The sequence below is a fragment of the Acidiphilium sp. PA genome, assembly GCF_026191915.1.
Classification (GTDB): Bacteria; Pseudomonadota; Alphaproteobacteria; order Acetobacterales; family Acetobacteraceae; genus Acidiphilium.
The window spans coordinates 132,010-151,309 of the sequence record NZ_JAIMBY010000009.1; the positions used below are offsets into that span (position 1 = coordinate 132,010).

Genomic DNA, 19,300 nt, shown 5'->3' on the forward strand with positions numbered 1-19,300 from the left:
CTTAGCGGGGTCCAGGGGCAGAGCCCCTGGCGGAGCCCCACAGTGACCAACCCCACCTGGCGCATCACCACGGCGCGTTTACGGCTCGACCCCGTCGGCTGGGCCGACCTCGCCGATCTGGTCGCGTTGAAGACCGACCCACGCGCCTTTGCCCTCATGCTGGGCGGCGTGCGCACCCGCGAGCGCGCGGCGGAGGAATTGGCCGAGGACATCGGCTCATGGGGCCGTGACGGCTATGGTATCTGGACCGTGCGCGGCCTGCACACCGGCAATTTCATCGGCATGACCGGGCTGGCCGCGCGTGCGGATGGCCGCGGCATCGCCTTGCGCTTTGCCCTGTGGCCGGAAGTGCGCGGTGCCGGGCTGGCGCGCGAGGCGGCAAGTGCGGCCTTGCGCTATGGCCACGAGCAGGCGCGCCTGCCCCGGATCGTCGCGGTGGCGCGCGCCGATAATTTCGCCAGCCGCACGGTGCTCGGCGCCATCGGCATGGTCGAGGTCGAAGGTTTCGTGCGCGACGAAGTGCCGATGCTGCTCTACCAGAGCCTGGTGCGCCCCGACGATCGTTAGCCGCGGGCCGGCGTCGCCAGGGTCTGGATCGCGAGTTCGATCGCATGCCGGGTTTTAAGGTCGCCCCCCTCGCTGATCAGCACGCCCCGCTCGGCGTGCGAGAGCAAACCCTCCGCCTCCGCCCGATCGAGTGTGCTGCACAACGCTTGGTAAATGGCTGCTTCGGTCGCTTCGCGCGCAAGCGCGTTGACCTCGTAGAAACGCCCGGTATGGCCGGCCAGGCGCGTGGCGTCCTGCAGCGACCCCGCGCGTGCGGCGAGCAAAGCCGTGGTCTGCAGGCACGATATCACGACGAATTCGATATTGATGTCAGCCGCCAGCGGCAGCGCCTCAGCCAGGGCGGCGCGGGCGCCCGCCAGATCGTTCAGCACCATCGCATACGCCGCCAGATTGCCGAGCGCGAACGCCAGATCGAGCAGATTGCCGGTCTCGCGGCAACTCGCCGCCACCGCCGTGGCCTCCGTGGCGGCACGTTCGGCATCGCCCTGGGCAAACAGGAATTCACCAAGGTTGAGCCCCGCGATCTGGATATTGACCTGATCGCGAAAATGCCGGCTGATCGCCACCGCCTCCTCGAGCAGGGCAATCGCGCGGCGGCTGTCGCCCGTGAAATGCGCCATCGCCGCCAGCACGTTCAGCAGCCAAGCACGCCGCCGGGTGCGGCCGATGGTCAGCAGCGCCGCCTCCATCAGCGCGACATAGGGTTGCGCGGCCGAGGTATCCTCCGGGCTCAGAACACAGATGGCGATGCGCGATGCCGCAAGCGCAATCTCCTCGGCGCTGCCGGCAATCTTGTAGCGGGCCAGCGCATCGAGCGCGTCACCGACCCGCCGCTTGTCGCCGAATGCGCCGCCGCCGATCGCAAACGCCATATCAAGCCCGATCCGCGCGGCAACCCGATCGGGTGTGGCCGCACCAATGCGCGGCTGCGCCACATGCAGCCAGTGCCGCTGTTCCGCCGTCATGCCGATATCGCGCCACAACTCGCTGGTCAGGCTGACCAGCATGAGCCCGGCGGCGGTGTTACCGTTGCCGGTATCTTCGTTCGCCCCCGCCTCGCGCGGCAGCGGGCCGCCGGACGTGCCGAACGCCCAGGCCAGTGCCGCGCGCAGGTTATCGATGTCGCACCGATAGCGCGCCAGCCATTCATCGGCAGGGCTGGCGGCCCAGATCCGCTCGCCCTCGCCGTAATGGCGGATCAGCCAGCCGCACAGCCGGTCCATCACATCGTGGCGCGCCGCATCGGCGCGGAGCCGTTCAAGGGCGTGACGCCGCACCGTATCGGCCAGGCGATACCGGGTTTCATCCGACCAGCCAGGCACCCTGGTCAGAAGGGAGCGCCCGATCAAAGAGTCGATCAGGTCCGGAACCACAGCCGGGCGCAGCGGGCTCATGCCAATGGTCTCGCGCGCGGCATCGAGCGTGAAACTGCCGCCGAACACGGCAAGCCGGGCGAAGGCAACGCGCTCATCCGCGCTCAGACCCTCGTAACTTTCCTCGATCACGCGGTCGAGTACCCGCTCACCGCCCACGCCGGGGTTCGAAGGATCGTCGGGCGAGCCCGCAGTTTTCGACAGATCGCGCAGTAATTCGGGTAACGAGAGCTGACGCAGCCGGGCCGCGGCCAGTTCGATCGCCAGTGCGGTACCGCCCAACCGGTCGCAGATCGCCCTCACAAGCGGCAGATTGGCCTCGGTGAGCCTGAAATCACTGACCGTCTGTCGCGCGCGTTCAACGAACAGGCGAACCGCCGGCGCGCCCATGGCGCTCGCGAGCGTAATCTCCTCGCCCGCGGCCGGCATGCGGTGCCCGCCGAGCGGCACACAATATTCACCGTCGATACCGATTGCGGTCCGGTTGGTGGCCAGCACCGTCACATCGCGGCAACCGCGCGACAGTTCCGTGGCAAGAACACCCACCTGCCCCGCAAGATGCGCGCAATTATCGAACACGATCATCATGTGCTTGTGGCGCAGCAGCGACGGCAGCAGTTCCGCGGCCGTGCGGTCGCCCCCGAATTTGAACCCGAGCAGCGTGCACACCGCCTCGGCGACCTGCCCGGCCTCGGACAGAACCCCGACATCGACGAACCACACGCCGTCGGAAAACCACGCCAGGTTTTCCGCCGCGCATTGCAGCGCCAGGCGCGTTTTGCCAACACCGCCCGGCCCGACGATCGTGATCAATCGGCGGTTACGATGATGGAGCAATTCATCAAGAACCGTGAGTTCCTCACACCGGCCGATGAAGATGGTGCTCACCAGCGGCAGATTGTGCGGGCCGTTGTCGAGCGAGCGCAGCGGCGGAAAATCGCGGCGCAGGTCAGGATGCACGAGCTGGTGTACCGCCTCGGGCTCAAGCAGATCACGCAGCCGGAACCAGCCGAGCCGGTCGATGCTCGCAAGGGCCGGCAACGCGGCGGCATCCGCCATGCGGGCGGCGGCGGCCGAGATCAGAACCTGATCGCCATGCGCAATCGCCGCCAGCCTCGCCGCCCGATTGAGCGCGGCACCGCTGTACTGGTCGCCGATCAGTTCGGCCACGCCCGTGTGAATGGCCGCACGCAGCGCCGTATCGTCGTCCGGGCCACGCGCCATGAAGCTCCGCTGCAGTTCGATCGCCGCGGTAACGGCGGGGCCGACGGCGGCAAACGCGGCATACGCGCGCGCCGCGACCGATTTGAACACCCGGCCCCCACACGCCCCCACAATTTGCCCGATCGTCGATTCATGCTTCGCCCAGCCCGGCTGCGTCGCCCACTCCAGATCAGCGATCAGGAAGCACACTATATCCTTGGATTTGCCGGGCTGGTGGCGCGGAAACGGGATCACCGTCGACAAATGAACTCCTCCTCAGCCCAACGAGATCACCGACCCGCAAGACCGCACAATCTCGTTACACGAAGTTTAGTATCAGAAATGTATACAGCTGGGTAGCCACGCGCAAAGCGCATCGACCCGCCCCTCACGGATGCACGGCCCCGCCCGTCGTATCCGCGCAGCGCAATCGGGTTACGCCGGCACTCTCCCGGGAACCGCATTTGGATTGATACCAAAATAATCCATGTACGGCGCGAAATCCGGCCGCAGCCGCTCGGGATTGATACCGAAATCCGCCATCTGATAGCGGTTGCTGCCATACCCGCCGCGCGGCGCCGCCGCCAGATGCGCGCGCATCGCCGCCGCCGCCGCCGGCGACAACGCCTCGCCGAAATGGCGATAGACCCGATCCACGGTCGCAACCGGATCACCGGTCAAATCCTCATAACGCAGATTGATCAACCGCTCCGGCGGCACCACGCCGCTGCGGTCGAACGCGACCAGCAGTTTCGCCCCCTCGATCCAGCGCTCCGTCACCTGCCGGCCAATCTCCACCGTGTCGATCGCGCGCAGGAACGGTGCGCGCAGCACCTCCGTCATATGCGCGACCGAGGCGAACACATGCACCGGGTCGCGATGCACCACCACGAACCGCGCATCCGGATAGGTCGCCAGAATCGCCGGAATCGAAAACGTATGGTCAGGACATTTCAACGCCCAGAACTTCGCACCCACCCCATGCTGCAACGCCTGCAGATACCGCTTGTGAAACGCAAACGCCGCATCATGCCCGAACCCGTCGAGCCATTTCGTGTAGGACGGCACCCGGAACGTGGTGTCGAACCGCAGCGACTGGAACACATGCGCGGTAATCTCGCTGCACTCCTGCGGACTGTCCGCATCGATCGGATGGATCGCCGGAAAATCCGGCGCCATGCCCGCGAAAATATCCAACTGCCGATCCGTCCTGCGCGCCGCCGCACTCGCCCGCTTGTCGAAATCGCGCGGCCGCGGCGCCGGATACAGCGTCTGCCAGACCCGCGGCACCATCACGTCCGGATCATACCCAAGCAGCGTATGCAAAAAACTGGTGCCCGACCGCGGCAACCCCATGATGAACACCGGCGCCGAAACCGGCGCCGCCCCGATCGCCGGCGTCTCCTCATGCATCCGTTCGATCAGCGCGGCATTGCGCGCCAGCCTGGTCAGATCATACCGCACCGAAACCCGCCCGAACAACGACAGATGCGTCTCGCGCGCCATCGCCCCGGTCAGCCGCGCCAAACCCTCCCGCGCGGCCCCATCGAGCGAAACCCCCGCCGCCCGGGCAATCCCCTCCGCGGTCACCGCCGGCCAACGGCGCGGCACCACCGCCTCCACCGCGCCAAACCCCGCCGACAACGCCCGGAACGACAGGCTCTTGCCCCGCCGCAACGCAGGAATCGGCGGAACCGGCGCGGTGCTCATCTCAGTGGCGCTCGATCAGCTCGATCTTGTACCCGTTCGGGTCCTCGATGAACGCAATCACCGTCGTGCCGAACTTCACTGGGCCCGGCTCACGCGCAATCTTCGCCCCCGCGGCCCGGAGCTTCTCCACCGTCGCCTTGATGTCCGCAACACCCAGCGCCAGATGGCCGAACGCCGTGCCCTGATCATAATGATCCGTACCGTAATTATAGGTCAGCTCGAGCACCGTGTGGTCCTTCTCGCTGCCATATCCCACGAACGCCAGCGTGTACTTGCCGTCCGGCACATCGGTCCGGCGCAACTCCTTCATCCCCAGCAACTTGGTGTAGAAAGCGATGCTCTCCTCCAGGTCGTTCACCCGGATCATCGTGTGCAGATATTGAAACTCGCCGCTCATTCCGGTTTCCTTTCCAATGATTATCACCCAACGGTCATCAAGCCGCCGGATCGATGCCGAGCAGGAATAACCCCGCCGCATCCGCCGACGCAACCATCGCCGCGCGCTCGATCAATATGGCGCCCAACGCCTCGAATGCCACACCACGCAACCCAGCCTCACGCACCCCGGCAATCGTCGCCGGCCCCAGCGTCGGCAAATCCGCCCGCCGGTCCTGCCCCGGCTTCACCAGCTTGACCAACACCCCACCCGGCCCCGGCCGCGCCAAAGTCACAGCACGCGCCAACATCGCATCCGTGCCCTCCACCGCCTCGACCGCCAGCACAATCCCCTGCTGCACCACACAGGCCTGGCCGACATCCGCCACACCCATCGCCCGCACCACCGCAACACCCCGCGCAATATCCGCCAACGCCGCCGCATCCGGCCCCACCCGCGTCAGCAAACCCGCCGGCGCCAACGCCTCCGCCATCACCTCATGCGCCCCCAGAACCCGAAATCCCTCCTCGCCGAGCACCCGCACAATCGCCGCCAGAAACCCGTCATCCCCCGCAAACGCCGCCCGCCCGACCCGCGCCAGCAACCGCGCCCCCACCGCATCCGGCCGCAAATCCAGCAACGACGGCCGCTTCACCGGCCCCGCCAACACCAAATCCACACACCCCGCCCGCCGCAACGCCGCAATCGCCATACCCACCGCACCCAGCCGCACCACCTCATGCGGAAACCCACCAACCACCCGCAGATCCGCATACCCCTCCAACGCCACCACAAAAACCCCACGCCCCGCCGCCCGCGCCGCCAACGCCACCTGGCCCGGCAACGGACCACCGCCGGCGATGATGCCGAGGGTCATGGGGTGGAGTGGGGTGAGGAAGAAGGCCAGGGGGCTTTGCCCCCTGGACCCCCACTAAGGGCGGAGCCCTTAGAACCCGCTAGTTTTAGGCAAGGGGAGGGCGCTGCCTCGGACTTTCCGTCGATCTGGCCTGGGTCGCCCTCCCCTTGCCTAAAACTAATGGATTTTAAAGGCTCCGCCTTTAACGGGGTCCAGGGGCAGAGCCCCTGGCCTTCTTGCTCACCGAACCCCACCCCGTCACCCCTCGGCGTCGTCAGCGGCGGCGGTGGTCGTCGTCCGGATCAGGCCGCGTTTGCCGGGGCTGGCGGCGAAGGCGAGGATTTCGGTGGTGTGGGGGTCGTGGGGTTGCGATTGCAGGGTTGCGAGGCGTTCCTGGAAGGGGTGGGTGCAATCGCGGAACAGGGCGTTGAAGGTGGCGCGCATGTGGTGGATGGTGGCGTGATCGATGTTACGCCGGCGCAGGCCGATGATATTGAGGCCGGCGAGTCGGGCGCGGTTGCCGATGATCATGCCGTAGGGAATCACGTCGGCTTCGACGCCGGACATCCCGCCGACCATCGCCCCCTGGCCGATCCGCACGAACTGGTGGATGGCGGCGGCGCCGCCGATGATGGCGCGGTCCGCGATTTCGACGTGTCCGCCCATGACGACGTTATTGGCGATGATGATGCCGTTGCCGAGCTGGCAGTCGTGGGCGACGTGCACGGCGGTCATCAGCAGGCAGTTGTCGCCGACGCGGGTGATGCCGCCGCCGGGTGCGGTGCCGCGGTTGATGGTGGCGTGTTCGCGGATGGTGCAGCGGGCGCCGACGATGGTTTCGGTATCTTCGCCTTGGTATTTCAGGTCCTGTGGTGCCATGCCGATGGTGGCGAACGGAAACACTTTGGTGCCTTCGCCGATGCGGGTCCGCCCGTCGATCACGACGTGCGAGACCAGGTCCACCCCGTCGGCGAGGGTCACATCGGGGCCGACGGTGCAGAACGGGCCGATATGGACGCGTGCGCCGAGTCTGGCGTTCGGGTCGACGACCGCGAGCGGGTGGATCATGTGTGATCCGCTCTCTGGTCTCCGGCTTTTTGATCCATGATCATCGCGGCGAAGGTCGCTTCCGCGACCGCGATGCCATCGACCCGGGCGACGGCATGGAATTTCCAGACATTGCCACGGTTGCGTTCCTTGACGACGTGGATGCGCAACGTATCGCCCGGCATCACGGGGCGTCGGAATTTCGCCCCTTCGACCGACATGAAATAAACGACTTTCCCGGCTTCGGACGGTCCGAGCGTTTCGACCACCAGCACGGCGGCGGTCTGGGCCATGCTTTCGATGATCAGCACGCCCGGCATGACGGGATGACCGGGAAAGTGGCCCTGGAAGAAGTTTTCATTGACCGAGACGGTCTTGACCCCGACCGCCGAGACGTTTTCGACCAGTTCGACCACGCGATCGATCAGCAGGAACGGATAGCGATGCGGGATCGCATGCATGATGCCGCCGATATCGATGGTCCGGCCGGCTGGTGCCGCCGGCGCGTTCTTGTCTGGTGGGGTGCCGTCCATCGGGATGGATCCGTATTTCCTGTGAGTGGTTCAGTCGCCGGCGGGTTGGTCCGGCTTGGACCCAGAATGCCGCATTCTGTCGCGCCGCGCAAAGCGGCGGATCATGGCGACTTCGCGAAAGAAGGCTTTCGAGGGCTGGGCCGGGCTGCCGAGCACTTCGACGCCGGCCTCCAGATTTCCCATCACCCCGGCCTGCGGGCCGATCCGCGCGCCTTTACCGATGTGCAGATGCCCCGAGAACCCGGCCTGTCCGGCGGCGACCACGAAATCCTCCATGATGGTCGAGCCGGAAACACCAACCTGTGCCACCAGGATGCAGCAGCGGCCGATCTGCACATTGTGCCCGATCTGCACCTGGTTATCGATCCTGGTGCCGGCGCCGATGATGGTATCCTGCGCCGAACCGCGGTCGATCGTGGTATTGGCGCCGATATCGACATCGTGGTGGATCAGCACGCGGCCGAGCTGTGATACACTGACGAACCCGCTGGGCGACGGCGCGAAGCCGAAGCCATTCTGCCCGATGCGCACGCCCGGATGCAGCGTGACGCGATCCCCGATGATCGCATACCCGATCGAGACATGCCCGGCGATGCGGCAATCGGCGCCGATGATCACACCCGTCATGATATCGCTGTGCGGCCCGATGATGCTGCGCGGCCCGATTTCCACGCGCGGCCCGATCACGGCATAGGGGCCGATCTCGGCGGTGGCGTCGATCCGCGCGGCGGGATCGATCACGGCGGTCGGGTGGATGCCGGGGTTGGCCGGCGGCAGTTTATGGAACAGCCCGCCGGCCTTGGCCCAGGCAAGATAGGGCTGTGCGACCGCGAGGGCCAGGCTCTGCGGCCTCAGCCGATCCGCAAGCTCCGGCAACAGGATGACGGCACCGGCCCGGGTTTCGGCCAGCAGATTGAGGTATTTGCGGTTATCGAGAAAGCTGATCTCGTCCGGCCCCGCGCTTTGCAGCGGCGCGATTCCGTGAAACAGCCGCTCCGGCGTCCGGGCGGGTGCCGCTGCCCCGATGGCGGCGGCAACCTCGGCCAAGGTGAACGGGCCGGAACGAGGAAAAAAGCGCGGGTCGCCCGGCAGACCGGCGCCGGCCGTATCAGTCATGATCAGCCCTTATTTTTTGGCTGGCGCATTGGCCATTTTGGGAACCACGGCCGGCGGCACTGCGACCGAGGGCAGAATGGTGTTCAGATGGGTCGCGACTTCCTTCGAGATGTCGAACCCGTTGACGTTCAGCGCCACCTGCGAGCGGTGCAGCACCAGGTTCATGCCATGGGCCTGCGCGACCTGACGGATCACGGCGATCAGCGTGGATTCGATCTTGCCGAGCGCGGTGCGCGCCGAAACCTCGATCGCGAGGTTGCGGTTATGGAAATCGACCTGCGCTTCCTCGATCTCGCGCTGCAGCGCCTGTTCCTTGCCCGCGAGCGCGGCCTTGGACAATTTGGCCTTCTCGCCGGTGATGGTCTTCTGCTCGGCTTCCCATTTCTGCTGGTCGGCCTGGGCTTCGGCGGCAAGTTTCTGGCGGCGGGCCTCGATGATTTTCTCGACACCCTGCGCCGCGGTCGATTGCTGCATCACCTCCGGCACCGAGAGCACGCCCATCACCGGGGCGGGTGGCGCGCTTTCCTTGGGCAGCGCGGGCAGCTGGGGAATCGGCGGCAGTTTCTGCGGCGGAATCGCCTGGGTTCCCGGCTGCTGCCCCTGCTGCGGCATGCCTTGCGGCTGGGTCATCGGCTGGGCCCGGACCGGCACCGAATGCGCGGCCGGCGGCGCCTTGGGATGCGGAATGAAGAAGCCCGGACCATTGCCGCTCTGAGCATGCCCAATGCCAAGGCCAAACAGAACGGCTGGCAGAACCAGGCCAAGGCGAAGCGAAGAAACTCGTGTCACAATCTTAGAACCTCGTACCGAATGAAACGCGGAATTGCTCGATCTGGTCGTATTTGTATTTCTTGATCGGCTGGGCGAACGAAAGGTCGATCAACCCGAACGGCGTATTCCAGGCAACGCCGACACCGGCGGAAATCCGCGGCGCGGCATTGTCGTAAAGCCCCAGCGTCTTGCCGTTGACCGTGATCGGGCTCACGCCCGAAAGACTGCCGATATCGGTGAAGGCGAAGCCCGAGACACCCAGATCCGGCGAGACCGGCAGCGGGAAGTGCAGCACGGTATCCTGGGTATAGATGAACTTGCCGCCCAGACTGTCGCCGTACAGCGTATCATGCGGCCCGGCGCCGCCGGTCTGGAACCCGAGCAGACTGTCGCCGCCCAGGAAGAACCGGTCGGCGATCAACGATTTATAGCCGAGGATATCGACGAGGTCGCCGACATGCCCGTCGAATTCGAGCACCCAGGCCTTGCTGCCGAAATAGCGGCGCAGCGGGATGTAGTAGGCTCCCCGCGCCTGCAGACGGATATATTTGGCACTGCCGCCGAGCCCCGCGAAATCGCCCGAAAGCGCGAGCAACCCGCCGGAGGTCGGGTCCAGCCGGTCGTTACGATAATCGAACGTCAGCGTGGTGCCGAGCTGCGACAGGCTCGATGAGCCGGCCTCGTTCAGAATGTAAAGACTGGCGCCCGTCGCGATATTATAAATATCGCGCGTGCTGATCGTGTAGGTGAACGCCTGGCTGACGTGCTGGTTATAGCGGAACCCCAGCCGCAGATCGCCGCCGATCGAGCGCTCGCTGAACACATACGACGTCGTATTGGCGGTATCGGTACGGAACAGGTCGAACCCGGCGATCAGATTGCGTCCCAGGAAATACGGGTTGGTGACGCCCAGGTTGAACTGCGTGCCCTTCTGCGCCAGCAGCGCGCTGATCGAAGCCTCGATGCCGGTGCCCAGAAAATCGCTCTGGCTGAGCCCGACATTGACCAACGCGCCCAGATCGGTCGAATACCCGCCGCCCAACGAGAACTGCCCGTTCGCCTGCTCGCCGATCCCGACATCGAGGTTGACACGGTCCGGCTGCTGCGTCGGCACCGGCTTGATCGAGATATCCTTTTTCTTGAAGAACCCCAGGTTTTCCAGATTTTCCTTGGATTGCTTCACGGCTTGTTCGTTATACGCATCGCCCGGCGCGAGTTCGATTTCGCGGCGGATCACGCTGTCCTCGGTCCGCGTATTGCCGCTGATCGACACGTTGTTCACATAGACCCGCGGCCCTTCGATGACGCGGAACGTCAGCGCGATCGTGTGGTTCTTGTGGTTTTCCTTCACATCCGGCTCGACCTGGGCAAACGCGAAGCCCCGATCCTGCACATAGGTCGAAATCGCCTTGTCGGCCGCCTGCAGCGCATCGCCGTCGAAAATATCGCCCTTTTCGATCGGCACCAGCGGCCGCAGCTGCTTGCCCGGCAGCTTCCGCAGCGACGAGACCACCTGCACCGAGCCGATATGGTAGCGCGGCCCCTCATCGATCACGAAGGTCAGATAAAACGATTTCCGATCCGGCGCGAGCTGCGCCGTCGCGCTGACAATCTTGAAATCCGCATAGCCGTGGTGGAAATAGAACCGGCTGAGCAGGGATTCGTCGTACTTCACCCGCTCACTGTTATATTGATCGGAATCCGACAAAAACCGGTACCACGCATCCTGGCGCGACGAAATCACCTCGCGCAGCTTGCCCTGGCCGTAGGCGTGATTGCCGATGAAATTGATCCGGCTGATCAGCGTCTGCGTGCCGTCATGGCATTTGAACACGACATTGACCCGATTTTCCGGCAGCTTGACGATTTCCGGCACCACCGTCGCGCTGTAATGGCCGCGCTTGGCATACAGCCCCAAAATCGCCTTGGTCGCCGCCGCCGCATCGCCCGGGGTGAACACCGAACCCGGCTTGAGCGCGATGGCGCCCTTCATATCCTTGTCCTTGACGACCGAATTGCCCTCGAAGAACACCTGGTTGACGATCGGGTTCTCCTTGACCTTCACCATCAGATCATTGCCCTGCCGGGTGATCGAAACGGTCTTGAACAGCCCGGTCGCGTACAGCGTCTTGAGGCTCAGATCCATCCGCCGCGCGCTGAACCGATCCCCCGGCTGCAACAGGATATACGAGCGGATCGTGCTGGCATCGATCCGCTGGTTGCCCGAAACATCCACGGCCGCAATCGTGCCGCCGCTCGCCTCGCTGGTCTGGCCCGCCGCCCGGCCGGCCGCGTGAGACGCAGCCGCGCGCGTCGCCGCGATGGCGGATTGTGTGGCGGGCGCCAGAACGCTTGGCACCAGGCACGCCGAGGTCATCAAAGCCAACCGCAGTCGCCGCAAGGATAATCTCCTAAACGAACCCAGATCATGAAACCCGGCGCGAAGGCCGCCCCGCGCACCGTACCGACAAGCGGCCTAGCCGCTACGGCCGCCATCCGCAAGGGCATCCCCCGGCGGCGATGGCACAAACTTCATTGCATACTGCATCGATCTGGCCCAACCCGCTCACCGTCCGGTCCATTTCGCCTCGATCACCCGGGCACCCGGCGGAATCGGCGTTTCCCTGGTTTCCCTGTCCTCGTTCTTGCGGATCGCATTGAGCAGAACGAACAGCACGGCGGTGTTCAGCATCCCGGGCGGAATCCATTCGATCATCCCGCCGATCAACTGATCCTGGATCGGCGAAATCGACGGATACAGCCGCCCGCACAGATCATAGAAATCATAATAACTCACGCCCGACAGCGCGACGGTCGCGGCCACCAGGATCTGCGGAAACATGGTCAGAAAGCCGCACACCATGCGCGTCAGATAGCTGTAGCCCGCCTCTGCGCGCGGCCGCGGGTCGAGCACCACCAGCCAGAACAGCAGCCCGGTCAGCAGCATCAGCAGATTCATCACCGCATACAGCGGCGGGTTGATCATCGCCGCGAAATCGACCGCGGGCAGCAGCCACACATCGGTCACCGCAATCGAGATCACCGCCGCAACCACCGGGTTGCGCAGCACCGCGACCGGCCGCCGCACCCACCGATGCCCCGCGGCCCCGATCAATTCCGCCGGCACCCCCGCCGCCAGCACATCGCGCGGCCAGGCGAACGCGATCAGAAACGGCGCGAACACCCCGAGCGTCATCTGTTGCAGCCGGTTCAGAAAGAACATGTGCTGCGCCGCATATTCGAAATGCGTCTGCGACACGAAATAGATCGCCCCGACCCCGCCGAAATACGCAATCCGCCGCCACAGCGCCGGCCACGCGCCCCGCGCCGTCCGCTGCAAGCCGCGCGCGTACCAGAACCCGAACAGGATCGGGCCGGCGAACAGCGGAATATTGAAAATGAACGGCGCCAGATACGGCAGATCCGCCGGCAGATACCGGCTCGCCAGATCGAGCGCCACCCCCGCGATCCCGACCGCGAGCACCGCCCGGCGATCCACCGTGTCGAACCGGTGCATCACCGGCCGATCGGGCGCCGGACTCAAATCGGCACGCCCGCCAGCACCCGGCTCGTGCGAATCGTCTGCAACGTCTGCACCCGCGTCACGTTATCCGCCGCGGTCAGCTGTTCGGTCAGCCGGTTCTCATGCGCCGCATCGCGCGCCACGAATTTGAGCAGGAAATCGCCGCCGCCGCGGATCATGTGGCACTCGCGCAGCTCCTCCCACGAGCCCACCAGCTGCTCGAACGCGTCGAGCACGCTCTGGCGCTGGCTGTCGAGCCCGACGATGGCGAAAAACTGGATCTGCCAGCCGAGTTTCTGCGGGTCGGTCTCGGCATGATACCCTTTGATCAGGCCCGATTCCTCCAGCCGGCGCACCCGGCGCAGGCAGGGCGGCGGCGAAATCCCCGCCCGGCTCGCCAGCTCCACATTGGTCATGCGGCCGTTATCCTGCAATTCGGTCAGGATGCGGCGATCGATCTCATCGAGTTGGGGCACCTCGCTGGCGCGAGCCGCCGAGGTCGTGTTGGTTGCGTTCGTGTTGGCCGGATTGAACGGCATGGATATCACCGGTGACAGAGTTGTGCGCGTAATATAATTGCATATCGAGGGTCTGTGAAAGGGTTCAAGACCACGTTTGTCGCGTCCCGCCGCTTGTGTGGCGCGATGCAACCTCGATATGCTATGAAACGTGTCCAACCTTGGCACATATCGGTGCCGGGCACCAAATCGGGATCTGAGTGAGAGTTATGGCGAATACGGGTACCATCAATGTGGCGGCGGCGGTCAGCACGCGGGTTCTGATCATCGGGGCCGGGCCCGCCGGCTACACGGCCGCCATCTACGCGGCGCGCGCCAGCCTCGCCCCCGTGCTGGTGGCCGGGCTGCAGCCGGGCGGCCAGCTCACCATCACCACCGATGTCGAAAACTACCCCGGCTTCGCCGATGTCATCCAGGGCCCCTGGCTGATGGAGCAGATGCAAGCACAGGCCCGCCACGTCGGCACGCGGATCGATCACGACATCATCACCAGCGTCGATTTCACCACGCGCCCGATGCAGGCGGTCGCCGATTCGGGCACGGTCTACCTGGCCGATGCCATCATCATCGCCACCGGCGCCCAGGCCCGCTGGCTCGGCCTGCCCTCCGAACAGACCTATCAGGGCGCCGGCGTCTCCGCCTGCGCCACCTGCGATGGGTTCTTCTACCGCGGCAAGACCGTCGCGGTGGTCGGCGGCGGCAACACCGCGGTCGAGGAAGCGCTCTACCTCACCCATCACGCCAGCAAAGTGATCCTGATCCACCGGCGCGGCGTGCTGCGCGCGGAAAAAATCCTCCAGGACCGCCTGTTCAAAAACCCGCAGATCGAGGTGATCTGGGATCACGCCGTCGATGAAATCCTCGGCGCCGGCTCACCCGCCGTCGTCACCGGCGCCCGTCTGCGTCACACCGAAACCGGCGCGCTGCGCGACATCGCGGTCGATGGCGTGTTCATCGCCATCGGCCACGATCCCGCCACCAGCCTGTTCCGCGGCAAGCTCGAGATGGACGCGGAAGGCTACATCACCACAAAGCCCGGCAGCACCCGCACCTCAGCCCCCGGCGTCTTCGCCGCCGGCGACGTGCAGGACCGCATCTTCCGCCAGGCCGTCACCGCTGCCGGCTCCGGCTGCATGGCAGCCCTCGAGGCAGAAAAATTCTTGGCCGAACACGCGCAGATCGAACGGCGCGCGGCGTGATCGGCATAACGGGCGGTCAGTCAAGCACCGCAACAGGGGACGCTTCATCGTGACAGGGAATCATATGGATTGGGACAAGTTGCGGGTCTTCCACGCGGTGGCCGAGGCCGGCAGCTTCACCCACGCGGGCGATACGCTGAGCCTGTCGCAATCGGCGGTCTCCCGCCAGATCTCGGCCCTCGAGGAAGCCCTCTCGGTGCCGCTGTTCCACCGCCACGCGCGCGGCCTGATCCTCACCGAACAGGGCGAACAGCTCAACCGCACCGTGCGCGAGGTCTTCGCCAAACTCCAGATGACCGAAGCCCTGCTGACCGAAAGCAAGGACCGCCCGGCCGGCCGTCTCAAAGTCACCACCACCCATAGTTTCGGCGTCGCCTGGCTCGCCCCCAGGCTCAAAGGGTTCCTGACCCAATACCCCGACGTCAGCATGACCCTCCTGCTCGACGACACCGATCTCGACCTCGCCATGCGCGAGGCCGATGTCGCCATCCGCATGCACCCGCCCCGCCAGCCCGATCTGGTGCAGCGCTCGCTCGGCGAAATCCGCTGGCAGATCTTCGCCGCGGAAGACTACCTCAAAACCGCCGGCAACAAGCCTGAACGCGCCGAAGACCTCGACCAGCACCGCCTGATCCTGTTCGGCGACCGCAAACCCCCGGTCAGCGATGTCAACTGGCTCGCCGGCCTCGGCCGCGCCGATGGCACGCCCGCCCGCACCGGCGCGCTCGAAGTCAACTCGCTGCAAGCCATGCTGATCGCGATCAAGAGCGGCCTCGGCATCGGCGCCGTGCCGGAATATCTGGCCGAAGACACCACAGGCATGGTCCGCCTGCTGCCCGAAGCCAAAACCCCGAAAATCGACATGTTCTTCGTCTACCCCGAAGAACTCCGCAATTCCAAGCGCGTGGGCGTCTTCCGCGACTTCCTGGTCCACGAAATCGGCCGGCGCTAACCCCTACCCCTCACCATCACCGCGCCCGCCGGCCGCCGACTCGCGCCGGCGCAGCGCGCCCACCCACCGCTTCCACCGCGCCCGCGGTGCCGCCGGCACCGGCGCCGCCAGCCGGTCGATCTCGCGGCGCAGATCCTCGATCACCGCATAACGCTCCACCGCCGCGTCGATCCAGTGCTGCAATTCCCCCGCCTGCCGCGCCAACGCCGCCTCGATCGGGCCGATCACCGGCCCGAAATACGCCTCCCCGATCGCAACCTCCGCCGCAACCCGATCGAGCACCGCCCGATCCGGCTCGGCCCCCGCCGCGGCCGCCACCAGCCAGTCGAACACCGGCGCCACCCCGGCAATCATCGCCGCAGCCTCGCCATGCGCCCCGCCCAGCGCGTGATGCCGCAAATCCGCCGATAAAAACGCCTCGATCGCGTCCGCCTCCGCCCGCGCCAGCCAATCCGCCCCCGCCAGCGCGCCGATCCGCCGCACCACGGCCCGCCAATCCGTCATCAACTGGTCATAGGTCACGAAACACCGCGCCAGCCCGCGCGACTCCCGCTCCGCCGCCAGCACATGGCTCCGCCACAGCGCCTGCGCCCGCCCCGCATCGAACCCCTCGCGCCGATGCAGCGACGCCGCCACCTCCAGCGGATGGCGCACGGGCACCACCACGCGCGGCACGACCCCCAGCCCCGCCAGCACCGGCAGCCACAACGGCAACAACCGGCACAGCCGCGGGTCCTTCACCACGAACACCGCCGCATCCCGATATTCCGCCACCAGCAGCGCCGCCAGCCGTTCGCGAAACGGCACCGCCGCCGCGCTGTCGAACCAATCCGCCGGCATCCCACGCACATCCCGCCACGACGATCCCATCGCCGCCAGCACCTCGTCATGCAGATCAACCAGCGCCTGCGGCTCCCAGAACCCGGTCTCGTTGTCCCCCACCGCCGGCGGCATCAGCGTCGCCGGCAAATCCGCACCGCACAGCGAAATCACCCGCGTCAGCGCGGATGTGCCGCTCCGATGCATCCCAAGCACCAATATCGCCTGCCGCAACCCGTCCGCCTGATCCATCCCGCCATCTTGCCCAACCGCGCCCCCCGATCAAGCGTACCCCGACTAAGCGTAATAGAAGCAATGCGCCAAACCGGTCGCCAAACCGTGCGGATTGCGATAGTCCGCAGCCATGAGCGGTCGCGCATGACATACAGCGTCAAGGAAATCTTCCTCACCCTGCAGGGCGAAGGCAGCAACGCCGGCCGTGCCGCCGTGTTCTGCCGCTTCGCCGGCTGCAACCTGTGGACCGGCCGCGAAACCGACCGCGCCACCGCCACCTGCCAGTTCTGCGACACCGATTTCATCGGCACCGATGGCCCCGGCGGCGGCAAATTCCCCGACGCCGCCAGCCTCGCCACCGCCATCCGCGCCGCCTGGGCCGCACCCGCCACCACCCACGCCCTCGTCGTCATCACCGGCGGCGAACCCCTGCTCCAACTCGATGAACCGCTGATCGCAGCCCTCCACGCCCAGGGCTTCAGCATCGCCGTCGAAACCAACGGCACCATCGCCCCGCCACCCGGCATCGACTGGCTCTGCGTCAGCCCCAAAGCCCGCGCCCCCCTCGCGCTCAGCCGGGGCGATGAACTCAAACTCGTCTACCCCCAACCCGAAGCGATGCCCGAACGCTTCACCAGCCTCGATTTCAAAAACTTCCTCCTCCAGCCAATGGACGGGCCAGACCGCGCCGCCAACACCAAGGCCGCCATCGCCTACTGCCAGGCCCACCCGCAATGGCGCCTCTCGATGCAGACCCACAAATATCTGGGCATCCCCTGATGTTCGAAATCACCAAGGACTTCCGCTTCGAAGCCGCCCACACCCTCAACCGCACGATCGAAACCGAACCCAGCCGCCGCATCCACGGCCACTCCTACCGCGCCACCATCACCCTGCGCGGCACCCCTGGCCCCTCCGGCATGATCATCGATTTCGGCATCCTGAACACCCACATCGCCACCCTGCGCGACATGCTCGACCACCGCTTCCTCGACGAAGTCCCCAACCTCGGCCCCGCCACCCTCGAAAACCTCGCCGCGTTCATCTGGCGCACCCTCCACCCCGCCTGCCCCGGCCTCGCCCGCGTCGCGGTGTTTCGCGATAGCGAGGGAGAGTCTTGCACCTATGAGGGTTAAGGAAGGGTTCTTTTTTGCAAAAAAGAACCAAAAAACTCTCTTTAATTTGGTGAGAGGCGCATCTTGGCTGCGGGCACGCCTCGATTGAGCCGGGTCATTTACAGCGCCCCCTGATCGGGTCCAAACTGCGCGGAACGTATCAAGGAGGAAACAATATGTCGCGAATCGCACTCGTCACCGGTGGCACACGCGGAATCGGCGCCGCCATCAGCGTGGCCCTCAAAGCCGCCGGCCGCACCGTCATCGCAAGCTACGCCGGCAACCAGACCGCCGCCGAAAACTTCACCGAAGTCCACGGCATCGAAGCCATGAAATTCGACGCCTGCGACTTCGACGCCTGCGCCGCCGCCGTCGCCAGCATCACCAGCCGCCTCGGCCCCATCGAAATCCTGGTCAACAACGCCGGCATCACCAAAGACGGCACCATGTCCCGCATGACCCGCGATATGTGGGACGCCGTCATCGACACCAACCTCGGCTCCTGCTTCAACCTCTGCAAAGCCACATTCGACGGCATGAAAACCAAAAAATTCGGCCGCATCGTCAACATCGGCTCCATCAACGGCCAGGCCGGCCAATACGGCCAGGTCAACTACGCCGCCGCCAAATCCGGCATCCACGGCTTCACCAAAGCCCTCGCCCAGGAAGGCGCACGCTACAACATCACCGTCAACGCCATCGCACCCGGCTACGTCGATACCGATATGGTCCGCGCCGTCCCCCCCGATGTGCTGGAAAAAATCGTCGCCCGCATCCCCGTCGGCCGCCTCGGCCACGCCGAAGACATCGCCCGCGGCGTCGTCTTCCTCACCGCCGACGACGCCGATTTCGTCACCGGATCGACACTCTCGATCAACGGGGGTCAACATATGTACTGAAGGGGAAGGGAAGGCTTCTTTTTTGTAAAAAAGAAGCAAAAAACTTTTTTAATCTGGGACTGGGGTGGGGGCGGCTGGTTGCCTCACTGAAAACTAACGGCTGCCCTAACAAAACGCTTTCTCACCCCCCGGCCTGCCGCCTATCATGCCTGCGTGCGCGCAACCCCAACCAATCCCCCCTTCGTCATCCGCTGCTTCATCGTCATGATGAACGCGCTGTGCGACGCCGTGGCCGAACACGGACCCGCCGGCTACGTCCCCATCCCCATGGTCAACCGGATCTGGACCCGCCTGCAAAACCTCACCACCCGCTTCCTCGCCGCCCTCGCCCGCGGCCCCATCCAACCGCGCGCCAAACCAGCCGCCAAACCAACCCCCGAACCCAACCCCGAAGCCCAACCCGACCCCCAGCCACCCCGCGCCCGCCGCAAACGCCTCACCCTGCCGTGCCGCGAAGCCTGGCTCTACCGCCTCATCCCCGAAACCGGC

General features: G+C 65.6%; 18 protein-coding genes and 1 pseudogene. 7 read left to right on the plus strand and 12 right to left on the minus strand.

Going from position 1 to position 19,300, the window contains the following annotated elements:
• Positions 1 to 42: 42 nt before the first annotated feature.
• On the plus strand, positions 43 to 567 hold the full coding sequence (locus AruPA_RS12510; RefSeq protein WP_265637040.1) for a GNAT family N-acetyltransferase: 525 nt from the start codon (positions 43 to 45) through the stop codon (positions 565 to 567).
• Here the strand turns inward: AruPA_RS12510 and AruPA_RS12515 are convergent.
• The 11 genes from AruPA_RS12515 to AruPA_RS12565 all read right to left on the minus strand — a co-directional run bounded on the left by AruPA_RS12515 (position 564) and on the right by AruPA_RS12565 (position 13,614).
• Positions 564 to 3,407, minus strand: coding sequence for a hypothetical protein (locus tag AruPA_RS12515; RefSeq protein WP_265637041.1), 2,844 nt, complete (start codon positions 3,405 to 3,407; stop codon positions 564 to 566). The genes AruPA_RS12510 and AruPA_RS12515 overlap by 4 nt on opposite strands.
• A gap of 171 nt (positions 3,408 to 3,578) precedes the next feature.
• Positions 3,579 to 4,853, minus strand: coding sequence for a sulfotransferase (locus AruPA_RS12520; protein WP_265637042.1), 1,275 nt, complete (start codon positions 4,851 to 4,853; stop codon positions 3,579 to 3,581).
• Between the two features lies 1 nt (position 4,854).
• Positions 4,855 to 5,250 (minus strand): lactoylglutathione lyase, encoded by a 396-nt coding sequence (gloA, locus tag AruPA_RS12525; protein ID WP_265637043.1) that lies wholly within the window; start codon positions 5,248 to 5,250, stop codon positions 4,855 to 4,857.
• A 37-nt stretch (positions 5,251 to 5,287) separates the two neighbouring features.
• The gene (locus tag AruPA_RS12530) at positions 5,288 to 6,106 is read right to left on the minus strand and encodes an LpxI family protein (RefSeq protein WP_265637044.1); all 819 of its coding nucleotides are present in this window, start codon (positions 6,104 to 6,106) and stop codon (positions 5,288 to 5,290) included.
• A gap of 237 nt (positions 6,107 to 6,343) precedes the next feature.
• Positions 6,344 to 7,153, minus strand: a complete 810-nt coding sequence (gene lpxA / locus AruPA_RS12535) for an acyl-ACP--UDP-N-acetylglucosamine O-acyltransferase (protein ID WP_265637045.1) — start codon at positions 7,151 to 7,153, stop codon at positions 6,344 to 6,346.
• Positions 7,150 to 7,665 (minus strand): 3-hydroxyacyl-ACP dehydratase FabZ, encoded by a 516-nt coding sequence (gene fabZ / locus AruPA_RS12540; RefSeq protein WP_265637046.1) that lies wholly within the window; start codon positions 7,663 to 7,665, stop codon positions 7,150 to 7,152. The genes lpxA and fabZ overlap by 4 nt, the downstream gene beginning before the upstream one ends.
• A 30-nt stretch (positions 7,666 to 7,695) precedes the next feature.
• Positions 7,696 to 8,781: a UDP-3-O-(3-hydroxymyristoyl)glucosamine N-acyltransferase gene (gene lpxD / locus AruPA_RS12545; RefSeq protein ID WP_265637047.1), complete on the minus strand. Its 1,086-nt coding sequence runs from the start codon at positions 8,779 to 8,781 to the stop codon at positions 7,696 to 7,698.
• Positions 8,782 to 8,790: 9 nt separating this feature from the next.
• Positions 8,791 to 9,570: an OmpH family outer membrane protein gene (locus tag AruPA_RS12550; RefSeq protein WP_265637048.1), complete on the minus strand. Its 780-nt coding sequence runs from the start codon at positions 9,568 to 9,570 to the stop codon at positions 8,791 to 8,793.
• Positions 9,571 to 9,574: 4 nt separating this feature from the next.
• Positions 9,575 to 11,929: an outer membrane protein assembly factor BamA gene (gene bamA / locus AruPA_RS12555; RefSeq protein WP_265637049.1), complete on the minus strand. Its 2,355-nt coding sequence runs from the start codon at positions 11,927 to 11,929 to the stop codon at positions 9,575 to 9,577.
• A gap of 189 nt (positions 11,930 to 12,118) precedes the next feature.
• A complete protein-coding gene (locus tag AruPA_RS12560; protein WP_265637050.1) occupies positions 12,119 to 13,096 on the minus strand; it encodes a cytochrome c oxidase assembly protein in 978 nt (325 codons plus the stop codon).
• On the minus strand, positions 13,093 to 13,614 hold the full coding sequence (locus tag AruPA_RS12565) for an Lrp/AsnC family transcriptional regulator (protein WP_265637051.1): 522 nt from the start codon (positions 13,612 to 13,614) through the stop codon (positions 13,093 to 13,095). Before AruPA_RS12565 ends, AruPA_RS12560 begins: the two co-directional genes overlap by 4 nt.
• A gap of 188 nt (positions 13,615 to 13,802) precedes the next feature.
• Here AruPA_RS12565 and trxB point away from each other — a divergent pair, with 188 nt between their 5' ends.
• Both trxB and AruPA_RS12575 read left to right on the plus strand, forming a co-directional pair.
• Complete coding sequence (gene trxB / locus AruPA_RS12570) at positions 13,803 to 14,792, plus strand: thioredoxin-disulfide reductase (protein WP_408858597.1); 990 nt, start codon at positions 13,803 to 13,805, stop codon at positions 14,790 to 14,792.
• A gap of 64 nt (positions 14,793 to 14,856) precedes the next feature.
• Complete coding sequence (locus AruPA_RS12575) at positions 14,857 to 15,744, plus strand: LysR family transcriptional regulator (protein WP_265637052.1); 888 nt, start codon at positions 14,857 to 14,859, stop codon at positions 15,742 to 15,744.
• A 3-nt stretch (positions 15,745 to 15,747) separates the two neighbouring features.
• On the opposite strand, the gene AruPA_RS12580 is transcribed toward AruPA_RS12575, so the two are convergent.
• Positions 15,748 to 16,815 carry a sulfotransferase family protein gene (locus tag AruPA_RS12580; protein WP_265637053.1) on the minus strand — a complete coding sequence of 356 codons (1,068 nt, stop codon included), beginning with the start codon at positions 16,813 to 16,815 and terminating at the stop codon, positions 15,748 to 15,750.
• A gap of 126 nt (positions 16,816 to 16,941) precedes the next feature.
• On the opposite strand from AruPA_RS12580, the gene queE reads away from it, so the two are divergent.
• From queE to AruPA_RS12600, 4 genes and pseudogenes are all read left to right on the plus strand, one after another.
• Positions 16,942 to 17,577, plus strand: a complete 636-nt coding sequence (gene queE, locus AruPA_RS12585; protein WP_265637054.1) for a 7-carboxy-7-deazaguanine synthase — start codon at positions 16,942 to 16,944, stop codon at positions 17,575 to 17,577.
• The gene (locus tag AruPA_RS12590; RefSeq protein ID WP_265637055.1) at positions 17,577 to 17,933 is read left to right on the plus strand and encodes a 6-carboxytetrahydropterin synthase; all 357 of its coding nucleotides are present in this window, start codon (positions 17,577 to 17,579) and stop codon (positions 17,931 to 17,933) included. Before queE ends, AruPA_RS12590 begins: the two co-directional genes overlap by 1 nt.
• Before the next feature lie 155 nt (positions 17,934 to 18,088).
• On the plus strand, positions 18,089 to 18,811 hold the full coding sequence (phbB, locus tag AruPA_RS12595; RefSeq protein ID WP_265637056.1) for an acetoacetyl-CoA reductase: 723 nt from the start codon (positions 18,089 to 18,091) through the stop codon (positions 18,809 to 18,811).
• Between the two features lie 153 nt (positions 18,812 to 18,964).
• Positions 18,965 to 19,300, plus strand: a pseudogene (locus AruPA_RS12600) (hypothetical protein); the annotation flags it as partial.

What these genes read in the sequence shown, in the direction of transcription:
- AruPA_RS12520 (WP_265637042.1), bottom strand. Translation starts at nt 4,853, where the DNA reads ATGAGCACCGCGCCGGTTCCGCCGATTCCTGCGTTGCGGCGGGGCAAG.
- gloA (WP_265637043.1), bottom strand. Translation starts at nt 5,250, where the DNA reads ATGAGCGGCGAGTTTCAATATCTGCACACGATGATCCGGGTGAACGAC.
- AruPA_RS12530 (WP_265637044.1), bottom strand. Translation starts at nt 6,106, where the DNA reads ATGACCCTCGGCATCATCGCCGGCGGTGGTCCGTTGCCGGGCCAGGTG.
- lpxA (WP_265637045.1), bottom strand. Translation starts at nt 7,153, where the DNA reads ATGATCCACCCGCTCGCGGTCGTCGACCCGAACGCCAGACTCGGCGCA.
- fabZ (WP_265637046.1), bottom strand. Translation starts at nt 7,665, where the DNA reads ATGGACGGCACCCCACCAGACAAGAACGCGCCGGCGGCACCAGCCGGC.
- lpxD (WP_265637047.1), bottom strand. Translation starts at nt 8,781, where the DNA reads ATGACTGATACGGCCGGCGCCGGTCTGCCGGGCGACCCGCGCTTTTTT.
- bamA (WP_265637049.1), bottom strand. Translation starts at nt 11,929, where the DNA reads ATGACCTCGGCGTGCCTGGTGCCAAGCGTTCTGGCGCCCGCCACACAA.
- AruPA_RS12565 (WP_265637051.1), bottom strand. Translation starts at nt 13,614, where the DNA reads ATGCCGTTCAATCCGGCCAACACGAACGCAACCAACACGACCTCGGCG.
- trxB (WP_408858597.1), top strand. Translation starts at nt 13,803, where the DNA reads ATGGCGAATACGGGTACCATCAATGTGGCGGCGGCGGTCAGCACGCGG.
- AruPA_RS12575 (WP_265637052.1), top strand. Translation starts at nt 14,857, where the DNA reads ATGGATTGGGACAAGTTGCGGGTCTTCCACGCGGTGGCCGAGGCCGGC.
- AruPA_RS12580 (WP_265637053.1), bottom strand. Translation starts at nt 16,815, where the DNA reads ATGGATCAGGCGGACGGGTTGCGGCAGGCGATATTGGTGCTTGGGATG.
- queE (WP_265637054.1), top strand. Translation starts at nt 16,942, where the DNA reads ATGACATACAGCGTCAAGGAAATCTTCCTCACCCTGCAGGGCGAAGGC.
- AruPA_RS12590 (WP_265637055.1), top strand. Translation starts at nt 17,577, where the DNA reads ATGTTCGAAATCACCAAGGACTTCCGCTTCGAAGCCGCCCACACCCTC.
- phbB (WP_265637056.1), top strand. Translation starts at nt 18,089, where the DNA reads ATGTCGCGAATCGCACTCGTCACCGGTGGCACACGCGGAATCGGCGCC.